Here is a 15,768-nt window from a genome sequence, read left to right on the forward strand (position 1 = left end):
ACGGAGGCTTTCGATAGCGGCCGGTAAACGTGATCCGCGCCCGCTTCCTGAACTCCTCGAACCACTGCTGGTGCGTGAACGTCCTATCATCAGCCTCCGCCTCGCTGCACGGCCATCGGTGCCAATGGGTCCCTTTGACCGAGCCTAGCGTCAACGTATTTCTATGCGACCGCCTTGGCTCTACGTCAAGACTAAAGATGCGTTGACCGCCAAATAGCAGAGTAAAACTCGACTTCTGTGGCAAGTTGGTGCGCTGTGTCCCCAAGGCTAAACGAAGGATAGCTCTTGGAGCTGCTGGACAGACGACTTTAATGTTACAGATAGAATAGTCGCGCCTGTGAGCAATCTTCCAGCCGATGTTACCAATTATCTCCTTCTCTGCGTCTAGAATCGCCTCAATGAGGGAATCTATTTCTGGAGAAGAAGGCGGTAACGCCAACCGCAATGACTCCCTGCTACGCCGCAGGCCCCCCATAGGTTAGGCGTTTACCTACGAGACCCTTCAGCGCTTCATGCGAACGGGCCCGATCATCGAAGCCGTTGGCAACGCGGGTGTTATAGCGGAACTCAAACTCTGCCAAATAACGGTGCAGATGCTGCTCGCCGCAGTGCTGATAGACACCCTTCATGCCGCGCTTGAAGATCGAGAACGCGCCTTCGACGGTGTTCGTGTGAATGGTGCGATCTTCCGGGTGCACATACTGCTTGATGCCGTGGAGCGTCGTGCCATGCTCGGCAAACTCTTTGCCGATCTTGGAATACATGCGGGCTTCGTCCGTCATCAGGCGGGCTTCGCGGCTGATGTTGGCGCGCACGATCGGGTGAACCTCTTCCGCCTTGAAGCGGTCGAAGGTGAAGGTGCGCATGGTGCGCGTGTCACGATCCACCAGCGCCAGCACGCCGAACTTGTGAGCATGACCGCCGCCAGTGTTGCGGGTGCGGCCCTGCTTCACGCCGAAATAGGTTTCGTCCACCTCGACAGCGCCGCCGCCCGAACCGAACGGAGCAAGATCACCGGAGCGCATGGCTTCGCGGATGCGGTGAGCCAGGAACCACGCGGACTTGTATTGAACCTCCAGAACGCGGCTCAGCTGATGGGCGCTGATGCCCTTCTTGCTGGACACGATCAGGTGAACGGCCTGGAGCATTTTGTGCAGCGGCATGCGAGCATGCTCGAACACGGTGCCAACCTTGACCGTGAACTGCTTGCGGCACTCGCCACACTTTTTTAGGCCGTGGCGAACGACGCCTTCCGGGTTCTTCACGCTCGGCTTGGAGCGGACGCCGGACAGGTCATAGACGCGACCGCCGACGACGCCACAGTGCGGGCAAACAACCCCATCGGCCCAAACGATGCTCTCCAGAAACGCGAAAGCCTTAGCTTCGTCGTGGAAGTGGGGAGAGGAAAGAACCGACATGGTGAGAACCCTTAGTTGATGGGCCTCTTATACCCTCAACCGATGGGTTTGTAAACTACATAATCGCGGATTTAGTGCCAGATCATCGTCACGATGTCAAGCACATTTTACCTGGTTGGTTATATCTTCAGCTGCCCTGACGCCGCGTGAACTCGATGATCACCAACGGGACTTCGCCTTTCCGCGTCAGCGCGACCGATCGGAACACACGCTTGTTGTCCTTGAACTCCTCCGTTGTCAGCGTCCGCAGGTGGCGGCCATCCGGCTGCGGTAGGTCCGCCGTCCAGGTCAGCGTGTTCGTCTCCGGATCCCAGCGGCCGTCGTCGAAGCGGATCTGCTGATCGTTATTGTCGACCCAGATGCCCCTGTAGCGCCCGGTCGTGCGGTCGAAGCCCCACACGCCCGTCCCCTGATACGGCGTGCCCTCCACCGAAAAACGGTTCAGCATCCACATGCCGCCGGAACGCAGCTCGTTCTCCTGCACGCCCCTGGCATGCCCGTCAGGCTTGCCGGGCTCCTGCGACGGAAAGGTGATCTCGGCGTCCCACACGCCCTGCTCGCGCGCGACGACCTCCAGCTCGGCGGGCGTGGCAGCAAGGGCGGGGACAGCGAAAACGGCGAGCGCTGCGGCAATCATGGTTCTCATGCAAAAGCCGCTAGCGACTCAAAGAAAAAGCCGCGCCCCGGCTTCGACCAGGACGCGGCTTTCATCTGCGAAATTGCCTGCTTACGCCGCCGCTGCAGTCGGCTCCTCGGCGGGCGTCGGGCGCTTGTCGAACACTTCGTCGATCAGACCGAATTGCTTGGCTTCCTCGGCCGACATGAACTTGTCGCGGTCCATCGCGCGCTCGATCTCTTCCAGCGGCTTGCCGGTGTATTTGGCGTACAGCTGATTGAGGTCATGGCGCATGCGCAGGATCTCGCGCGCCTGGATTTCGATGTCGGCGGCCATGCCCTGGGCGCCGCCGGACGGCTGGTGGATCATGATCCGGCTGTTGGTCAGCGCGACGCGCATGCCCGGCTCGCCGGCCGACAGCAGGAAGCTGCCCATCGAAGCCGCCTGGCCGATGCAGACCGTGCCGATGCGCGGCCGGATGTATTGCATCGTGTCGTGGATCGCCATGCCCGCCGTGACCACGCCGCCCGGCGAGTTGATGTACATGTAGATGTCCTTCTTCGGGTTCTCGGACTCGAGGAAGAGCAATTGGGCGGTGATCAGCGAGGCCATATGGTCCTCGACCTGGCCGGTCACGAACACGATCCGCTCGCGCAACAGGCGCGAATAGATGTCGAAGCTGCGCTCGCCCCGGTTCGACTGCTCGATGACGATGGGAACGAGCGCGTCGTGGACCTGGCCGTTCTCGAACGGATTGTTCATGGGGAAATGCGTCCTTCGGGTGTTGTTGAGCACCCTACATCGGACGGAAGCCAAAGGCGTTCAAGCCCCCAAGCCCCTCTCCCCTTGAGGGAGAGGGAGGGACCCGGCCGCGCAGCGGGTGGGAGGGTGAGGGGTGCAGAGCGACGCGCGGCGAGCGTGACTCTGCATCCCCTTCAACTCACATCTTATAGCTTATCCGCGCATAGCCGAACTGCCCCGGCACGTCGTAGGTCGTCGGGTCGAAATTGTTCAGGCTGCACGAGAAGCAGGGCGGCGGATCGGTGTCGAACACATTGTTGACGCCGATCGTGAACGCGAACCGGTGCTGGGCAAAGCCCGGCGTGAAGGTCAGCTGCACGTCCCCGTAGAAGCGGCTGTGCAGCCGGTTCGGCAGCCCGTCGTTCGGATTGATCTCCGTCACGCCATCGATGTAGCGGCCGGTGAACGACGCGGCGATCGTGTCGTTCAGCGACCAGTCGATCGTCGCATTGCCCTTGAACTTCGGGAACGCCTGGTCCGGGCTGCCCCGCTCGGTGCCCTTGCGGTCGAGTACGACGAAACCGTTCGACGCCGACAGCACATATTTCAGTAGCCAGGTAGCATTGACCGCCAAGCCGAACGAGCCGACGCCGGTCTCCGGGGTCCGGTACAGCGCCGTCAGGTCGAGCCCTTCGGTGCGGATGCTGTCCAGATTCTGCAACGTGCCGTCGATCTCGTTGACGAAGCCGTTCCTGGTGCGAACGGTCAGGGCGCAGCTCGCTGCATCGCCCAGCAGCGCGCAGTTTCTCAGCGTCAGGTTGGGATCGACCGCGCCGATCGCCTTCTTGACGCGAATATCGTAATAATTGGCCTCGATGCTGAATGTCGACGCGAAGCCGCTGTTGCGCGCCCAAAGCGGCGCATAGACCGCGCCGAACGTGATGTTGCGCGACGTCTCCGGCTTCAGGTTGATGTTGCCTTGGGTGATAACCGGCAGCTGGCCCGGCGGCTCGGCATAGCTGCCATCGGCCGGGACGCCGTCGGCGATGCAGTTGGCGCGAACCGTGGCATTGGTCTGGAACAGCCCGGACGGATCGCTGGTGCACGGGTCGACGACCGGCAGGTCGAAGCGCGAGCGGCCGCCGAACAGCTCGCCCAGGCTCGGCGCCCGGAACCCGGTCGTATAGGCGCCGCGGAACAGCAGGTCCTCGATCGGCTTCCACAGGCCGGTGGCGGTATAGGTCGTGCTCTGCCCGCTGATCGAATAGCTCGAATGGCGGATCGCCCCGTCCACCTCCAGCGAGTAAAAGAACGGCTTCTCCTTCAGCAGCGGAACGCGGACCTCGCCATAGACTTCGTCCACATTGTAGCGGCCCGCGGCCGGCTGCGCGGGAATGTCCGCGCCCAGTCCCGCCGAAACGATCGGGTCGGGAATGAAATAGGCCGCCTGCACTCGGTGTTCATAGCCGACCGCAAAGCCGACCGGGCCGGCCGGCAGATCGATCAGATTGCCGCTCAGGTTCAGCGTGTAATCGTAGAGCCGCTGGTTGCTCCGGTCACGTTCGGTGAAGCCGATCCAGTTCAGCATCTCGGGCGTGATCGAGCCGAGGCCGCCGAACAGGTTCAGCGGCACGCACGGCGCCGTGCAGTTCGCGATCGGCCCGATCGCCTGCGCGACACGGTCGGCACGGACGTTGCCGGTAAAGCTCTGGTGCGCATCGTTGATGCCGAACAGCGCGTTTGCGTCCCAGTACCAGTCGTGCCCGCCGACGGTGAACGACCCGTCCAGCGTCGCCGTCGCAGACAGCGTGTCGACCGTCTGGTTGAAGGTCCGCTGCCCGGCCTCGACCAGGCGGCGTGCGATGAACGAGTAGTTCTGGTCCGGCTGGCCCGGACGGCCGGCCGACAATGTCACGCCGAACGGGTTGAACGGATTGGTCGCGTCGAACGACAGCGTGTCGAACAGGCTGCCCGCTCCGTTGCCCGCGTCGGGGCCGATGAACAACGGCTCGAACGCCGCCTTGTTCTGCGAATTGCGCCGGTTGTACTGCGCCTTGACGCGCAGGTTGATCTTGTCGGTCAGTTCCTGGCGAAAGCTCAGCCAGGCGCCGTAGCGTTCGCTCGGCGTCAGCAGATAATTGAACGGACCGAAGTTGAAGCGGTCCGATGCCAGGAACGGCCGCAGCTCGGCCAGCGTGGGCGTGCTGTCGGGCGGATTGGAGATCGTCTGATTGCCGAAGTCAGTCAGGAAGCGGCCGTTGACCGCGGCGCTGGAGCATCCGCCGACGGCATCGGCGCAGCTGGTCTGGCCTGGGTTGGGGAACAATGAGATCGGACGGTCCGCCGAGCTCACGGGGTCCTGCTTCACATAGCTCGCGCCGAACACCACGCTGGTGGTCTCGCCCTTCACGCCATAGCTGATGTTGGCGTCGAAGGTGTCCCCGTCGCCCTGGCGGAACGCGCCATATTGCACCGAGGCGCGCAATCCTTCCTGCTCCGCGACCGTGATGATGTTGACCACGCCTGCGATCGCGTCCGATCCGTAGAGCGGCGACGCGCCGGCCTGCAGCACTTCGACCCGTTCGATCATGTTCGCCGGGATCGCGTTGATGTCCACGGTCGCAGGAATACCGCTCGCGCTGGTGCCGTTCACGAACCGCAGGCCGTCGACCAGAACCAGCGTCCGCTTGGCGGAGAGATAACGCAGGTCGATCTCGGCCGAACCGGCGCCGACGCCGCCGCCGTCCGGCGGATTGCCCAGATTGCCGCTGTTGTTCACTTTGGTGTTCAAGCCGCCCGATGCGCTCGGCAGCCGCTGCAGAATGTCGGCGACCGACGTGAGGCCGGTCTGCGCCAGCGACGACTGGTCGAGCGTCACGACCGGCGAACTCTGGTCGAGCGGATTGCGGCGGATCCGCGATCCGGTGACGACGATCGTCTCTTGCGGGCTTGCGTCAGCGGCGGTTTGAACGGGCACCTGCGCGAATGTCGGGCAGGCAGCGAATATCGACAGGACAGCAAGCGCCGTCCCGCCAAGCAGAGTGGCCGGTCGATTCATACATCCTCCCACCTCCGCGACATGAAGAAGCGGAGTCCCGGGGTGGGACAATAAACCTGACGCGGGCTGCTCGATAGCAGGCGGCTGGCGCGCCTGACCGATTCCTGCAACACTGTTGCGGGAAGGCTACAACATATGTGAGCGCTCCCGGCGGAGAGCGCCGACATGCATCCGTTACTTGGCCGCGGCTTTCTTCGTCCGCTTCGGCTTGGCGGCGCTCGCTTCGGCAGCGGCTTCCTCGCTGACTGCGGCTTCCGGAGCCGGCGCAGCAGCCTTCTTGGCCGCAGCCTTTTTCGGCTTGGCCGGCGCTTCCGCCTCGACCGCGCCGGCATCGGCATCGCTCTTTGCGGCCGGCTTCTTGGCGGCCGCCTTCTTGGCCTTGGGCTTGGCCGGCGCATGATCGTGGTCATGGTCATGGCCACAGCCCGGGCCGTGCACATGCCCGTCCTCGTCTGCTTCGATCTCAGCCTCGATCTCCGCGCGGGTCACGTCGCGGTCGGTGATCGCCGCCTTGGAGAACAGGAAGTCGACGACCTTGTCCTCGAACAGCGGCGCGCGGAGCTGCGCTGCCGCCATCGGCTCCTGGCGGATATACTGGATGAAGCGGTCGCGGTCCTCGGGCCGGTACTGCTGCGCCGCCTGCGCAATCAGCCGGTTCATCTCGGCCTGGGTAATCTCGACGCCGTTCTTGGTGCCGATCTCGGACAGCAGCAGCCCCAGCCGCACCCGCCGCTCGGCAATGCGGCGGTAGTCCTCGCGGTCGGCTTCCATCTCCGCACGCGCCTTGGCTGGATCGGCCTCGTGGCTCGCTTCGTGCTCCAGCTGCGCCCAGATCTGGTTGAACTCGGCGTCCACCATCGACGGCGGCACCTCGAAATCGTGCGAAGCGGCAAGCTGGTCGAGCAGCTTGCGCTTCATGTGCGTGCGGGTGAGTCCGTTATGCTCCTGCTCCAGCTGACCCTTGATCAGCTCCTTCAGCTTGTCGATCCCCTCCAGCCCCAGCTGCTTCGCGAAATCGTCGTCCAGCGCAGTTTCCTTGGGCGTGCGGACTTCGTTCACGGTCACGTCGAACGCCGCGGCCTTGCCGGCCAGGTGCTTGGCGCCATAATCCTCCGGGAAAGTGACGTTGACCGTCTTCTGGTCGTTCGCCTTCGCGCCGACCAGCTGGTCCTCGAAACCCGGGATGAACTGGCCCGAACCCAGCTCCAGCGACACGCCTTCGCCCTTGCCGCCTTCGAACTCGACGCCGTCGACCTTGCCGACAAAGTCGATCACGACCAGGTCGCCGGTCTTCGCCTTGTAGGTCGGCTTCTCGGCCGCCTGGAACTGCTTGTTGCCTGCCGCGATCCGCTTCAGCGTCTCGTCGATCTCGCTGTCTTCGACCGGCACAGTCAGCCGCTCCAGCTTCAGCCCGTCGATATCGGCCGCCGGCACTTCCGGCAGCACCTCCAGCGCAACCTTCACTTCGGCGTCCTTGCCGGGCTCGAAGCCTTCGTCGAGCTCGACCGAAGGCTGCATTGCCGGACGCAGATTCTTCTCCGAGAGCAGCTGCTGCACGCCTTCCTGCACCGCTGTCTCCAGCGCCTGCTGCTCCAGCGCCGGGCCGTGCATCTTGCGGACCAGGTTGGCCGGGACCTTGCCGGGGCGGAAGCCGGGCATCCGGATCTGCGGCGCCACTTTCTTCAGCTCGCCATCGACGCGGGCTTCGATGTCCTTGGCGGCAATCTTCAGCGTGTACGCCCGCTTCAGGCCCTCGTTCAACGTCTCGACAGTCTGCATGTCTCGCCTTCTAAATCCTTGAGAGGGTCCTGGCTCTGCGGGAGCTTGGGAATTGGTGCGGGCGAAGGGACTCGAACCCCCACATCTTGCGATACTGGAACCTAAATCCAGCGCGTCTACCAATTCCGCCACGCCCGCGGCAGGACCGCCGGTCGCGGGCGTCTATACCAGCCACCGATAATGGGCAACCCGCAACACGGTCCTGCGTTCCAGCTTTTCAGCCTCAGGAGCGTAAGCATGGCCACCGTCCCCCCGCCCGACAGCGTCCCCGAAACGCCACCCACGACGCCGGACGGCATTCCCGGCGAGATTCCGCCGCTGGGCCCCGATATCGACGTGCCCGATCCGAACCCGTCGGACCCTGGCACGCAGCCCGATTCCGTCCCCGACTAAACGAGCATCTCCATCGCCGGCCCGTGCCCCAGAAAGGCGGAAGGGCTGGCGCTCGCCCCATAGGCGCCGGCCAGGAAGATCGCGATCAGGTCGCCGACCTCCGTGCGCGGAAGCGAGACCTGGTCGCCCAGCCGGTCGAGCGGCGTGCACAGGCAGCCGCACACATTGACGACTTCCTCCGGCTCCGCGCCAAAGCGGTCGGCCACCGCGATCGGATAGTTCCGCCGCACCACGGTCCCGAAATTGCCCGAAGCGGCAAGCTGGTGATGCAGCCCGCCGTCGACGATCAGGAAGACTTGCCCGCCGCTTTCCTTCCGGTCGACGACACGCGTCAGATACACGCCCGCTTCACCAACCAACCAGCGGCCCAGCTCCAGGTTGAACCGCGTGTCCGCCAGCGCTGCCGGCCGCTCGTGATATTGCGCCTCCAGCGCCGCTCCGATCCGCTCGATATCCAGCGACGCGTCGCCCGCAAAATAGGGGATGCCGAACCCGCCTCCCAGGTTCAGCCGCGGCGGCGCGACGCCTGCTTCCTCGGCCAGCCGCGAGGCGAGCGTCACCGTCGCCGCCTGAGCCTCGACGATTGCTTCGGCATCGAGCGATTGCGACCCGGCGAAGATGTGAAACCCGCGAAACTCAGCGCCTTCCGCGGCGATGCGGCGAACCAGCGCCGGCACGCGATCCGCATCGACCCCGAACGGCTTTGCCCCGCCTCCCATCCGCATGCCGGACCCGCGCAGCTCGAAGTCCGGATTGACCCGCACCGCCAGCCGCGGGCGCACGCCGATGCGCGCACCGATCGCGAGCGCGCGCTCCGCTTCCCCTTCGGATTCGAGATTGACGGTCAACCCGTGGTGGATTGCGAATTCCAGCTCCGCATCCCGCTTGCCAGGCCCGGCGAACGACACGCAGAAGCCGGCCATGCCGGCGTCGATCGCAGCCCGCGCTTCCCCGATCGACGCGACGTCGATCCCGTCGACCAGCGGCGCGATCCGATGAACGAGCGTCGCGAACGGATTGGCCTTCAGCGCATAATGGAGATCGATCGACGGAAAAGCGGCGCGGAAACGGGCGATCCGCCGCTCGGCCATCGCGAAATCATAGACGAATAGCGGCGTCTCGCCCGCGCGGCGCACCAACGCGGAGGCCTTGCGCCCGCCGATCAGCAGCGCGCCGCCTTTCGACCGGAAGTCGGCGGGGATCGGCCCCATAGGCTTCATGTTGCAAAGTCCGCCTTCAGCCTCGCGCGATCCAGCTTCCCGTTCGGTCCGCGCGGCAGCTCGGCCAGCCAGACGAACCGCGCCGGCTGCATGAAATTGGGAAGATCGCGTTTCAGCGCCATACGAAGCGTCTCTTCCGCGCTTCCGTCGCCGCGTGCAATCACCAGGATGGCCTGCCCCAGCCGGACATCTGGCACACCCAGCGCGACCGCTTCGCCGGTCAGGCCCGTCGCGACGACAGCCTCCTCGATTTCGGTCGGGCTGATCCGGTTGCCCGCCGACTTGATCATCTCGTCCGCGCGCCCGACAAAGCGCAGCAGCCCGTCCGCTCCCCGAACAACGGTGTCGCCCGACCATACCGAAGTTCCGCCATATCGGGAGGCCGCCGGTGCCGGCCGGAACCGCTCGGCGGTCCGCTGGGGGGCGTGCCAATAGCCCTGCGCGACCAGCGTCCCGCAATGCACCAGCTCGCCCGCCTCGCCGTCGGCGGCAATGCTGCCGTCCGGCCGCACCACCAGCACTTCGGCAAACGGGATCGCCGCGCCGATCGCAGTCGGATGCGCGTCGATCAGCGCGGGATCGAGATAGGTCGACCGGAATGCCTCGGTCAGCCCGTACATCGCGTACAGGTCCGCGGCCGAAAACATCGCCCGCAGCCGCCGCACCAACGGCTCCGTCAGCGCCCCGCCGCTGTTGGTCAGCCGCCTCAGCGTCGTCGTCTCCGGCCAGCTCGCTTCCGTCAGTTGCACCCACAAAGGCGGCACGCCGGCCAGCGTCGTGATCTGGTGCCGCTCCACTGCCTTCACGACGTCGCGGGCGGTCAGATAATCGAGCGGCACCGCGCATGCCCCCGCCGCCCAGGTCGAAAGCAGCTGGTTCTGCCCATAATCGAACGCGAACGGCAGCACGCATAGCGTGCGGTCATCCGCCGCCAGCTTCAGGTAATGCGCCACCGAAATCGCGCCCAGCCACAGATTGGCGTGGGAGAGCATCACACCCTTGGGGCGGCCGGTGGAACCTGAGGTGTAGAGCAGCGCGGCGAGGGAGCTGGGGTCCTGGTCGGATAAGCCTGCGAGCTCGCTCGTCCCGAGCCCCTGAGCGCCTGCCTTGGCAGGCAGTCGAAGGGCTCGGGACGAGCGGATTTCGTTTTCCAGCGCAATCCCACACCCCTCCGGCAAATCCCCCGCCTCGAACGTCGCTGCCCGCGCCTCCTGCGTCACCAGCAGACATGCCCCGCTGTCCGCCAGGATGTACGCCGCTTGTGCCCGCTTCAGCACCGGATTGATCGGCACGTGCACCGCGCCGATACGCGGCGCTGCCAGCGGCAGCAGGCAGGCGGCCAGGGTCTTCGGCAGCCAGCTCGCGACCCGGTCGCCGGGCGCGATGCCCCGCCCGCGCAGCCAGCCGGCCATTTCCTCGACCCGCCGCTCCAGCTCGGCAAAAGTCAGCGCCTCGCCACCGACGATCAGCGCCGGCGCATCGGGCGTGCCGCACGCCGTCAGATGGTCGATCGGCCGCGGCAGCGGATCAAGCTCTTGCAACTGCCGCCCTTCCCCGTCCAAACGTCGCGCCGGCAACAGGGATTAGCGTCTTGTGGGTCACCGGGGAATATTTTGACTCGTTCCGCGCCGCGCAGCTCGCAGCGCGCGGCCGGCTCGATGCGCCCACGCAGGCCGACCCGCTGTTGCGGCTCGAATGGTTCGGCCGGACCTGGGAGCATGCGCACCGCGACGCGCGGCTGCTGATCGCCCGCGCCCGTGCCGGCCAGGCCGAGGCATGGCTGTTCCTCGCCCGCACGCGTCCGAACCGCGCCGTCGCGCTGGTCGGCGATCACAGCATCCATTTCGCCCCCGCCTTCGCCGGCGACCCGGACGAGGCGATGAAGCGTGCGCTGCTGCGGGCGATGGCGCGGCGGCTGCGGCTGTTCGGCATGGCGCGGCTGACCCTGGAGCCGCTTCTGCCCGAAGACGCGGCGCTGCTGCGCCAGGCTTTCCGCAGCGCCGGCTGGACAGTGCGCGACCGCGCGGGGCCTGCCAATTTCACGCTCGACGTCGGCGGCCGCCATTTCGAGGATTATTGGGAATCCTGCCCGATCCAGCTGCACGAGCAGGTTGCCGCCGGCAGCCGGCATCTTCATGTCGAGATCACCGACCTGATCACGCCGGCGCTGTGGGAGGAAGTGGAGCTGGTCGGCGGCCCCGACCCGTTCCTCCGCGCCCTCGCCCAGGATGCGAGCGTCGACCGCACGCTTCGGCTCGGCATCGCCCGGGTCGGCGATGCGCCGGTTGCGGCCCAGCTCTGGACGTTCGAAGACGGGCTCGGTCTCGCCCATTGGCGTGTCGAGGACCGCGAGGCGCGCGAGGTCTACCCGTCCGCCGAGCTCACGGCTTCGATGCTCCGCTATCTGATGAATGTCGATCACGCCCGGACGATCGATCTCGGCAACGGCAAGGAAGCCGATCTGGCCGACTGGGCCGACGATCGCCGCGTGCTCCGCCGGCTCGACCTGTTCAACCCGCGCGCGCCGTCCGCCTGGATTGCCGCGATCGGCGCGTCCGCCGCAGGACTTGTCCGCCGTTCCTCGCTGGACTAGCGGCGGCGGCGATGATTCCGGAATATCATGAGACGGTCGAACAGACCGTGCGCGCGGTCCTCGTCGACACGCTGGGCCTCAGCCCCGAACGCGCTGCCGCCTTCCACGCCGAAACCGCCCTGTTCGGCTCCCTCCCCGAGCTCGACTCGATGGCCGTCGCCGGCCTGCTCACCGAAATCGAGGACCGCCTCGGCATCGTCATCGAAGACGACGAAGTCGACGGCGACATGCTCGCCACCTTCGGCGCGCTGGTCACGTTCCTGGACAGCAAGGTTCAGTAGCTAGCGCAGACAATCGCTCGTCCCGAGCGAAGTCGAGGGGCGCTGGCACGGAGTCCGAGAGCCGCCCCTCGACTACGCTCGGGACGAGCGGGGCTGGCAATCTGCACGAGTCTAAGCCGCTTCCGCCCGCTTCGCCTCGAATTCCGCCGCCGCGAGGAACCGCTCCGCATCCAGCGCAGCCATGCAGCCCGTCCCCGCCGCCGTGACTGCCTGGCGATAATGTTTGTCCATCACGTCGCCGCACGCGAAGACGCCCGGAATTGCGGTCCGGCTCGTGCCCGGCTCGACCGTGATATAGCCTTCGTCCAGAACCAGCTGGCCCTGGAACAGCTCGGTCGCCGGCGAATGGCCGATCGCGACGAAGGCTCCGTCGCAGGCGATATGGCTGTGCTCGCCGGTTCGCGTATCCTTCAGGTCCAGCCCGACCAGTCCTTCGGGCGACCCGCCGGCCACGAACTTCTCGACCGTCTTGTTCCACAACACCGAAATCCGTTCGTTCGCGAACAGCCGCTCCTGCAGGATTTTCTCCGCGCGCAGTGAATCGCGCCGGTGGATCAGCGTCACGTCGGGCGAGTGGTTGGTCATGTACAGCGCTTCCTCGACCGCGGTGTTGCCGCCGCCGATCACCACCACTTTCTTGCCTCTGTAGAAGAAGCCGTCGCACGTCGCGCAGGCCGATACGCCCTTGCCGGCCAATTCCCGCTCGCTGTCCAGCCCCAGCCATTTCGCCTGGGCGCCGGTCGCGACAATCAGCGTGTCGGCCTCATAGACGTCGCCGCCGTCTCCGGTCAGCCGGAACGGCCGCCGCGACAGGTCGACCTCGGTGACGATGTCGTAGTGAAACGTCGTGCCGACATGTTCGGCCTGCTTCTGCATCTGCTCCATCAGCCACGGCCCCTGGATCACGTCGGCGAAGCCGGGATAATTCTCGACGTCGGTCGTCGTCATCAGCTGCCCGCCCGGCTGGATGCCCTGCACGACGATCGGCTTCAGCCCCGCGCGCGCGCCGTAGATGGCGGCGCTCAGGCCGGCCGGTCCCGAACCGAGGATGAGCATGCGTGTCTTGTGAATCGTCATGGCGTGCGAGAATCCCTTCGCCGGTGCAGATAGGGCCGCTGCCCGTGCCGCGCAATTCGCCGCGCTTCGCCGCATGGTTGAGGCGTTCTTAACCATTCCGCCCACAGAACGGGCGCCGGATGGCGCGACGTACCGCTCTGGCTCGGCTGATCACACGGCTTCGGCTCGCGATGCGAGCCGAGCGGAGGCGCGTGATGCGCCACCTTGGTGCCAGTCCCGAGATCGCGCGCGCGCAGATCGACGAAGTCGTCCGCCAGATCGAGCAGACCGCGCCGGTCAACTGCGCCGCGGCCATCGCCATTGCCTATCTCTATGCCGGCACCGGCCACCTCGCGCTGCTGGTCAGCTGCGCGGCGCTGCTGGTGGCGACGATCGGCGGCCAGTTCACGCTTCCGCGCACCCGCTATTCGCGCGTCCGCTATCACAGCGTCACGACCGAATGGCGCGCCGTCCATGTCTATGCCGGCATCACCGGCCTGGTCTGGAGCGCGATCATGGGCGTGCCGCTGCTGACGGCGGCCGAAAGCGACCGCATCTACCTGTTCTGCACGATGGTCGCGGCGATGAGCATGGGCGGGCTGGTGCTCGCGATGCTGCCGCTCGCCGCCCTACTCTACACGGCGATCATGGGCGCGACGCTGGCGCTTGCATTTTGGCTGCAGCCGACGCCGGTGCCGCTCGCCATGTATTGCGCCGACCTGCTGTTCATCCTGATGCTCGGCCGCGTCTATTTCGACCTCGCGAACCTGCTTGTCGGCCAGCTCCAGTCGGCCGAGCAACTGCGCGCCGCCGAACGGGCCAAGCGCGAGGAGCAGCGGCTGCAGATCGAGCGCCGCGCCGCGGACCGACTCGCGGCCGAGCAGGAGCGCGAACAGGCCCGCGCGCAGGAACAGGAACGCCACCATGGCGAGTTGCTCCGCCTCGCCCAGCAGTTCGAGGCCAATGTCGTAGCCGTCGCCCACAGTCTCGAAACGGCCGTCGGCGACCTCCAAGGCTCGTCGGCCAGCCTCCAGGCGATCGGCCGCGACGCCAACGCCAAGGCCTCGGCCGCATCCGAGCGCGCGACCGGCGCCACCCTCGCCGTCGCAGGCGTCGCCGAGGCATCGAAGCAGATGGTCTCCGCGGTGGAGCACGTCTCCGCGCAGGTGTCGGAGCAGGTCCGCGCCAGCGCCACCGCCCGCGCTTCCGCGGACGAGACTCGCCGCACCCTTGAAGAGCTTGCCGCCAGCGCCGAAGACATCGCCAGCGTCGCCACCTTCATTCAGGACATCGCCGCCAACACCAACCTGCTCGCGCTCAATGCCACGATCGAGGCGGCGCGCGCGGGCGAGGCCGGGCGCGGCTTCGCGGTGGTTGCCAATGAAGTGAAGAATCTCGCCACCCAGACCGGGGCCGCGATCGGCCGCATCGGCGCGACGACGGCCGCCATCCAGGCGCGCGTCGCCGACGCACTCGCCGCCGTCGAGAAGACGGCGGCCCAGGTCGAATCGGTCAGCGACGGCGCCAGCGCGATCGCCGAAGCGGTGACCCAGCAGCGCCAGGCGTCGGACCATATCGGCCGCAATGCTCTCGATGCGGCAGAGGATGCCGAGAACGTCCACAGCAACATCGCCCGCCTCGCCGACCGCGCCCGCGAGACCGATGCGCTGACCGACGCGATGCGCACGCTGGCCGGCACTCTCGACGCGCAAAGCCGCGCCCTCACCCGGGCCGCCGGAGATTTCCTGACCCGCCTGCGCGCGGCCTAGGCTCTACTCTCTCGCCTGGCGATCAGCGCCAGTCCCGCCGTCAGCACTGCCGCGATCCACAACGCGTTCGCCTGCAACCGGGCCTGCGCGAATGTGCCAAGCACGGCGCCACCGACCAGCCCCATCCAGAGCTGCAGATAGGGGAGCCACGCACCGTCCTTCCTGCCGGTCAGGGCTGCCGCAAGTCTCTGGCCGATCTTGACCAGGGTGCCGGTCATGTAGGTGAGGCCGATCCGCACTTCGCCGCCTTCTTCGAAGGTCGCGTTCTCCGCGCCCATCGCGAAGGCAGCCAGCAGCAATGCAGCCACGCCCGCCCCCAACGATCCGCACAGCGCAGCCAGCGCCAGCGCGACAGCGACGAGCGCGAGCACGACAGGCTTGCGGGCGACGCGGCCGCGCGCCGCGATCGCTCCGCCGGCCACGCCCATCACGAACGACGCGATCAGCGCGGCGGCCAAGGCCGCGTGGCTCGCCCGCTCGACGAGTCCCACCCCCAGCCGGGTCGAGTTGCCGCTCATGAACGAGACGAAGAACCCGCCCGATTGCATGAAGCCGACGCCGTCGACGAAGCCGGCGACGGCGGACAGCGAGACGGCAAACAGGCGAGCGCGAGCTTCGAGGCGGACCATGGCCGCAGACATCCCTGCTATGGCGGGTCTTGTCGAGCAGATACAAAGCGCCCCGCTGCCGGGGGGGTGAGCAGCGGGGCGTCCAACTTTGGAACACGGAGCCTGCGAAGGGGGGAAGGCAAGCTCCGCCTGCCAGAACGAGCAACCGGTGTGCGGGTTCCGCAAGAACACCCCCGTTTCAGGGCAGGTTCAGCTCCTCGGTTGAACTGAAGGGG

Annotated in this window: 13 protein-coding genes and 1 tRNA gene; 4 read left to right on the plus strand and 10 right to left on the minus strand. The window is 66.3% G+C overall.

Going from position 1 to position 15,768, the window contains the following annotated elements; all coding sequences use genetic code 11:
- Nucleotides 1-455: 455 nt before the first annotated feature.
- The 6 genes from VFT73_RS13645 to VFT73_RS13670 form a co-directional block, all read right to left on the minus strand.
- The gene (locus VFT73_RS13645) at nt 456-1,418 is read right to left on the minus strand and encodes an IS1595 family transposase (RefSeq protein ID WP_326412340.1); all 963 of its coding nucleotides are present in this window, start codon (nt 1,416-1,418) and stop codon (nt 456-458) included.
- Between the two features lie 127 nt (nt 1,419-1,545).
- The gene (locus tag VFT73_RS13650) at nt 1,546-2,064 is read right to left on the minus strand and encodes a DUF1579 family protein (RefSeq protein WP_326412344.1); all 519 of its coding nucleotides are present in this window, start codon (nt 2,062-2,064) and stop codon (nt 1,546-1,548) included.
- A gap of 81 nt (nt 2,065-2,145) precedes the next feature.
- Nucleotides 2,146-2,796 carry an ATP-dependent Clp endopeptidase proteolytic subunit ClpP gene (gene clpP, locus VFT73_RS13655; protein ID WP_326412346.1) on the minus strand — a complete coding sequence of 217 codons (651 nt, stop codon included), beginning with the start codon at nt 2,794-2,796 and terminating at the stop codon, nt 2,146-2,148.
- A 178-nt stretch (nt 2,797-2,974) separates the two neighbouring features.
- Nucleotides 2,975-5,833, minus strand: a complete 2,859-nt coding sequence (locus VFT73_RS13660) for a TonB-dependent receptor plug domain-containing protein (protein ID WP_326412349.1) — start codon at nt 5,831-5,833, stop codon at nt 2,975-2,977.
- Nucleotides 5,834-6,007: 174 nt separating this feature from the next.
- Complete coding sequence (tig, locus tag VFT73_RS13665; RefSeq protein ID WP_326412352.1) at nt 6,008-7,612, minus strand: trigger factor; 1,605 nt, start codon at nt 7,610-7,612, stop codon at nt 6,008-6,010.
- 53 nt (nt 7,613-7,665) lie between these two features.
- A tRNA-Leu gene (locus VFT73_RS13670) sits at nt 7,666-7,750 on the minus strand.
- A gap of 99 nt (nt 7,751-7,849) precedes the next feature.
- Here VFT73_RS13670 and VFT73_RS13675 point away from each other — a divergent pair.
- Nucleotides 7,850-8,005 carry a hypothetical protein gene (locus VFT73_RS13675; protein WP_326412356.1) on the plus strand — a complete coding sequence of 52 codons (156 nt, stop codon included), beginning with the start codon at nt 7,850-7,852 and terminating at the stop codon, nt 8,003-8,005.
- On the opposite strand, the gene VFT73_RS13680 is transcribed toward VFT73_RS13675, so the two are convergent.
- Both VFT73_RS13680 and VFT73_RS13685 read right to left on the minus strand, forming a co-directional pair.
- On the minus strand, nt 8,002-9,225 hold the full coding sequence (locus tag VFT73_RS13680; protein ID WP_326412360.1) for a pyridoxal-dependent decarboxylase, exosortase A system-associated: 1,224 nt from the start codon (nt 9,223-9,225) through the stop codon (nt 8,002-8,004). The genes VFT73_RS13675 and VFT73_RS13680 overlap by 4 nt on opposite strands.
- A complete protein-coding gene (locus tag VFT73_RS13685) occupies nt 9,222-10,766 on the minus strand; it encodes an acyl-CoA ligase (AMP-forming), exosortase A system-associated (RefSeq protein ID WP_326412364.1) in 1,545 nt (514 codons plus the stop codon). Before VFT73_RS13685 ends, VFT73_RS13680 begins: the two co-directional genes overlap by 4 nt.
- A 50-nt stretch (nt 10,767-10,816) precedes the next feature.
- Here VFT73_RS13685 and VFT73_RS13690 point away from each other — a divergent pair, with 50 nt between their 5' ends.
- Both VFT73_RS13690 and VFT73_RS13695 read left to right on the plus strand, forming a co-directional pair.
- The gene (locus VFT73_RS13690; RefSeq protein WP_326412366.1) at nt 10,817-11,818 is read left to right on the plus strand and encodes a GNAT family N-acetyltransferase; all 1,002 of its coding nucleotides are present in this window, start codon (nt 10,817-10,819) and stop codon (nt 11,816-11,818) included.
- Between the two features lie 11 nt (nt 11,819-11,829).
- Nucleotides 11,830-12,099, plus strand: a complete 270-nt coding sequence (locus tag VFT73_RS13695) for an acyl carrier protein (RefSeq protein WP_326412368.1) — start codon at nt 11,830-11,832, stop codon at nt 12,097-12,099.
- 111 nt (nt 12,100-12,210) lie between these two features.
- On the opposite strand, the gene trxB is transcribed toward VFT73_RS13695, so the two are convergent.
- Nucleotides 12,211-13,176, minus strand: coding sequence for a thioredoxin-disulfide reductase (gene trxB / locus VFT73_RS13700; RefSeq protein WP_326412370.1), 966 nt, complete (start codon nt 13,174-13,176; stop codon nt 12,211-12,213).
- A gap of 194 nt (nt 13,177-13,370) precedes the next feature.
- On the opposite strand from trxB, the gene VFT73_RS13705 reads away from it, so the two are divergent.
- Entirely contained in the window at nt 13,371-14,924 is a 1,554-nt protein-coding gene (locus VFT73_RS13705; protein ID WP_326412372.1) for a methyl-accepting chemotaxis protein, read from the plus strand.
- Here VFT73_RS13705 and VFT73_RS13710 read toward each other — a convergent pair.
- Entirely contained in the window at nt 14,921-15,553 is a 633-nt protein-coding gene (locus VFT73_RS13710; RefSeq protein ID WP_326412375.1) for a YoaK family protein, read from the minus strand. The genes VFT73_RS13705 and VFT73_RS13710 overlap by 4 nt on opposite strands.
- Between the last annotated feature and the right edge of the window lie 215 nt (nt 15,554-15,768).

The organism is Sphingomonas sp. (assembly GCF_035758555.1).
GTDB lineage: Bacteria > Pseudomonadota > Alphaproteobacteria > Sphingomonadales > Sphingomonadaceae > Sphingomonas_B.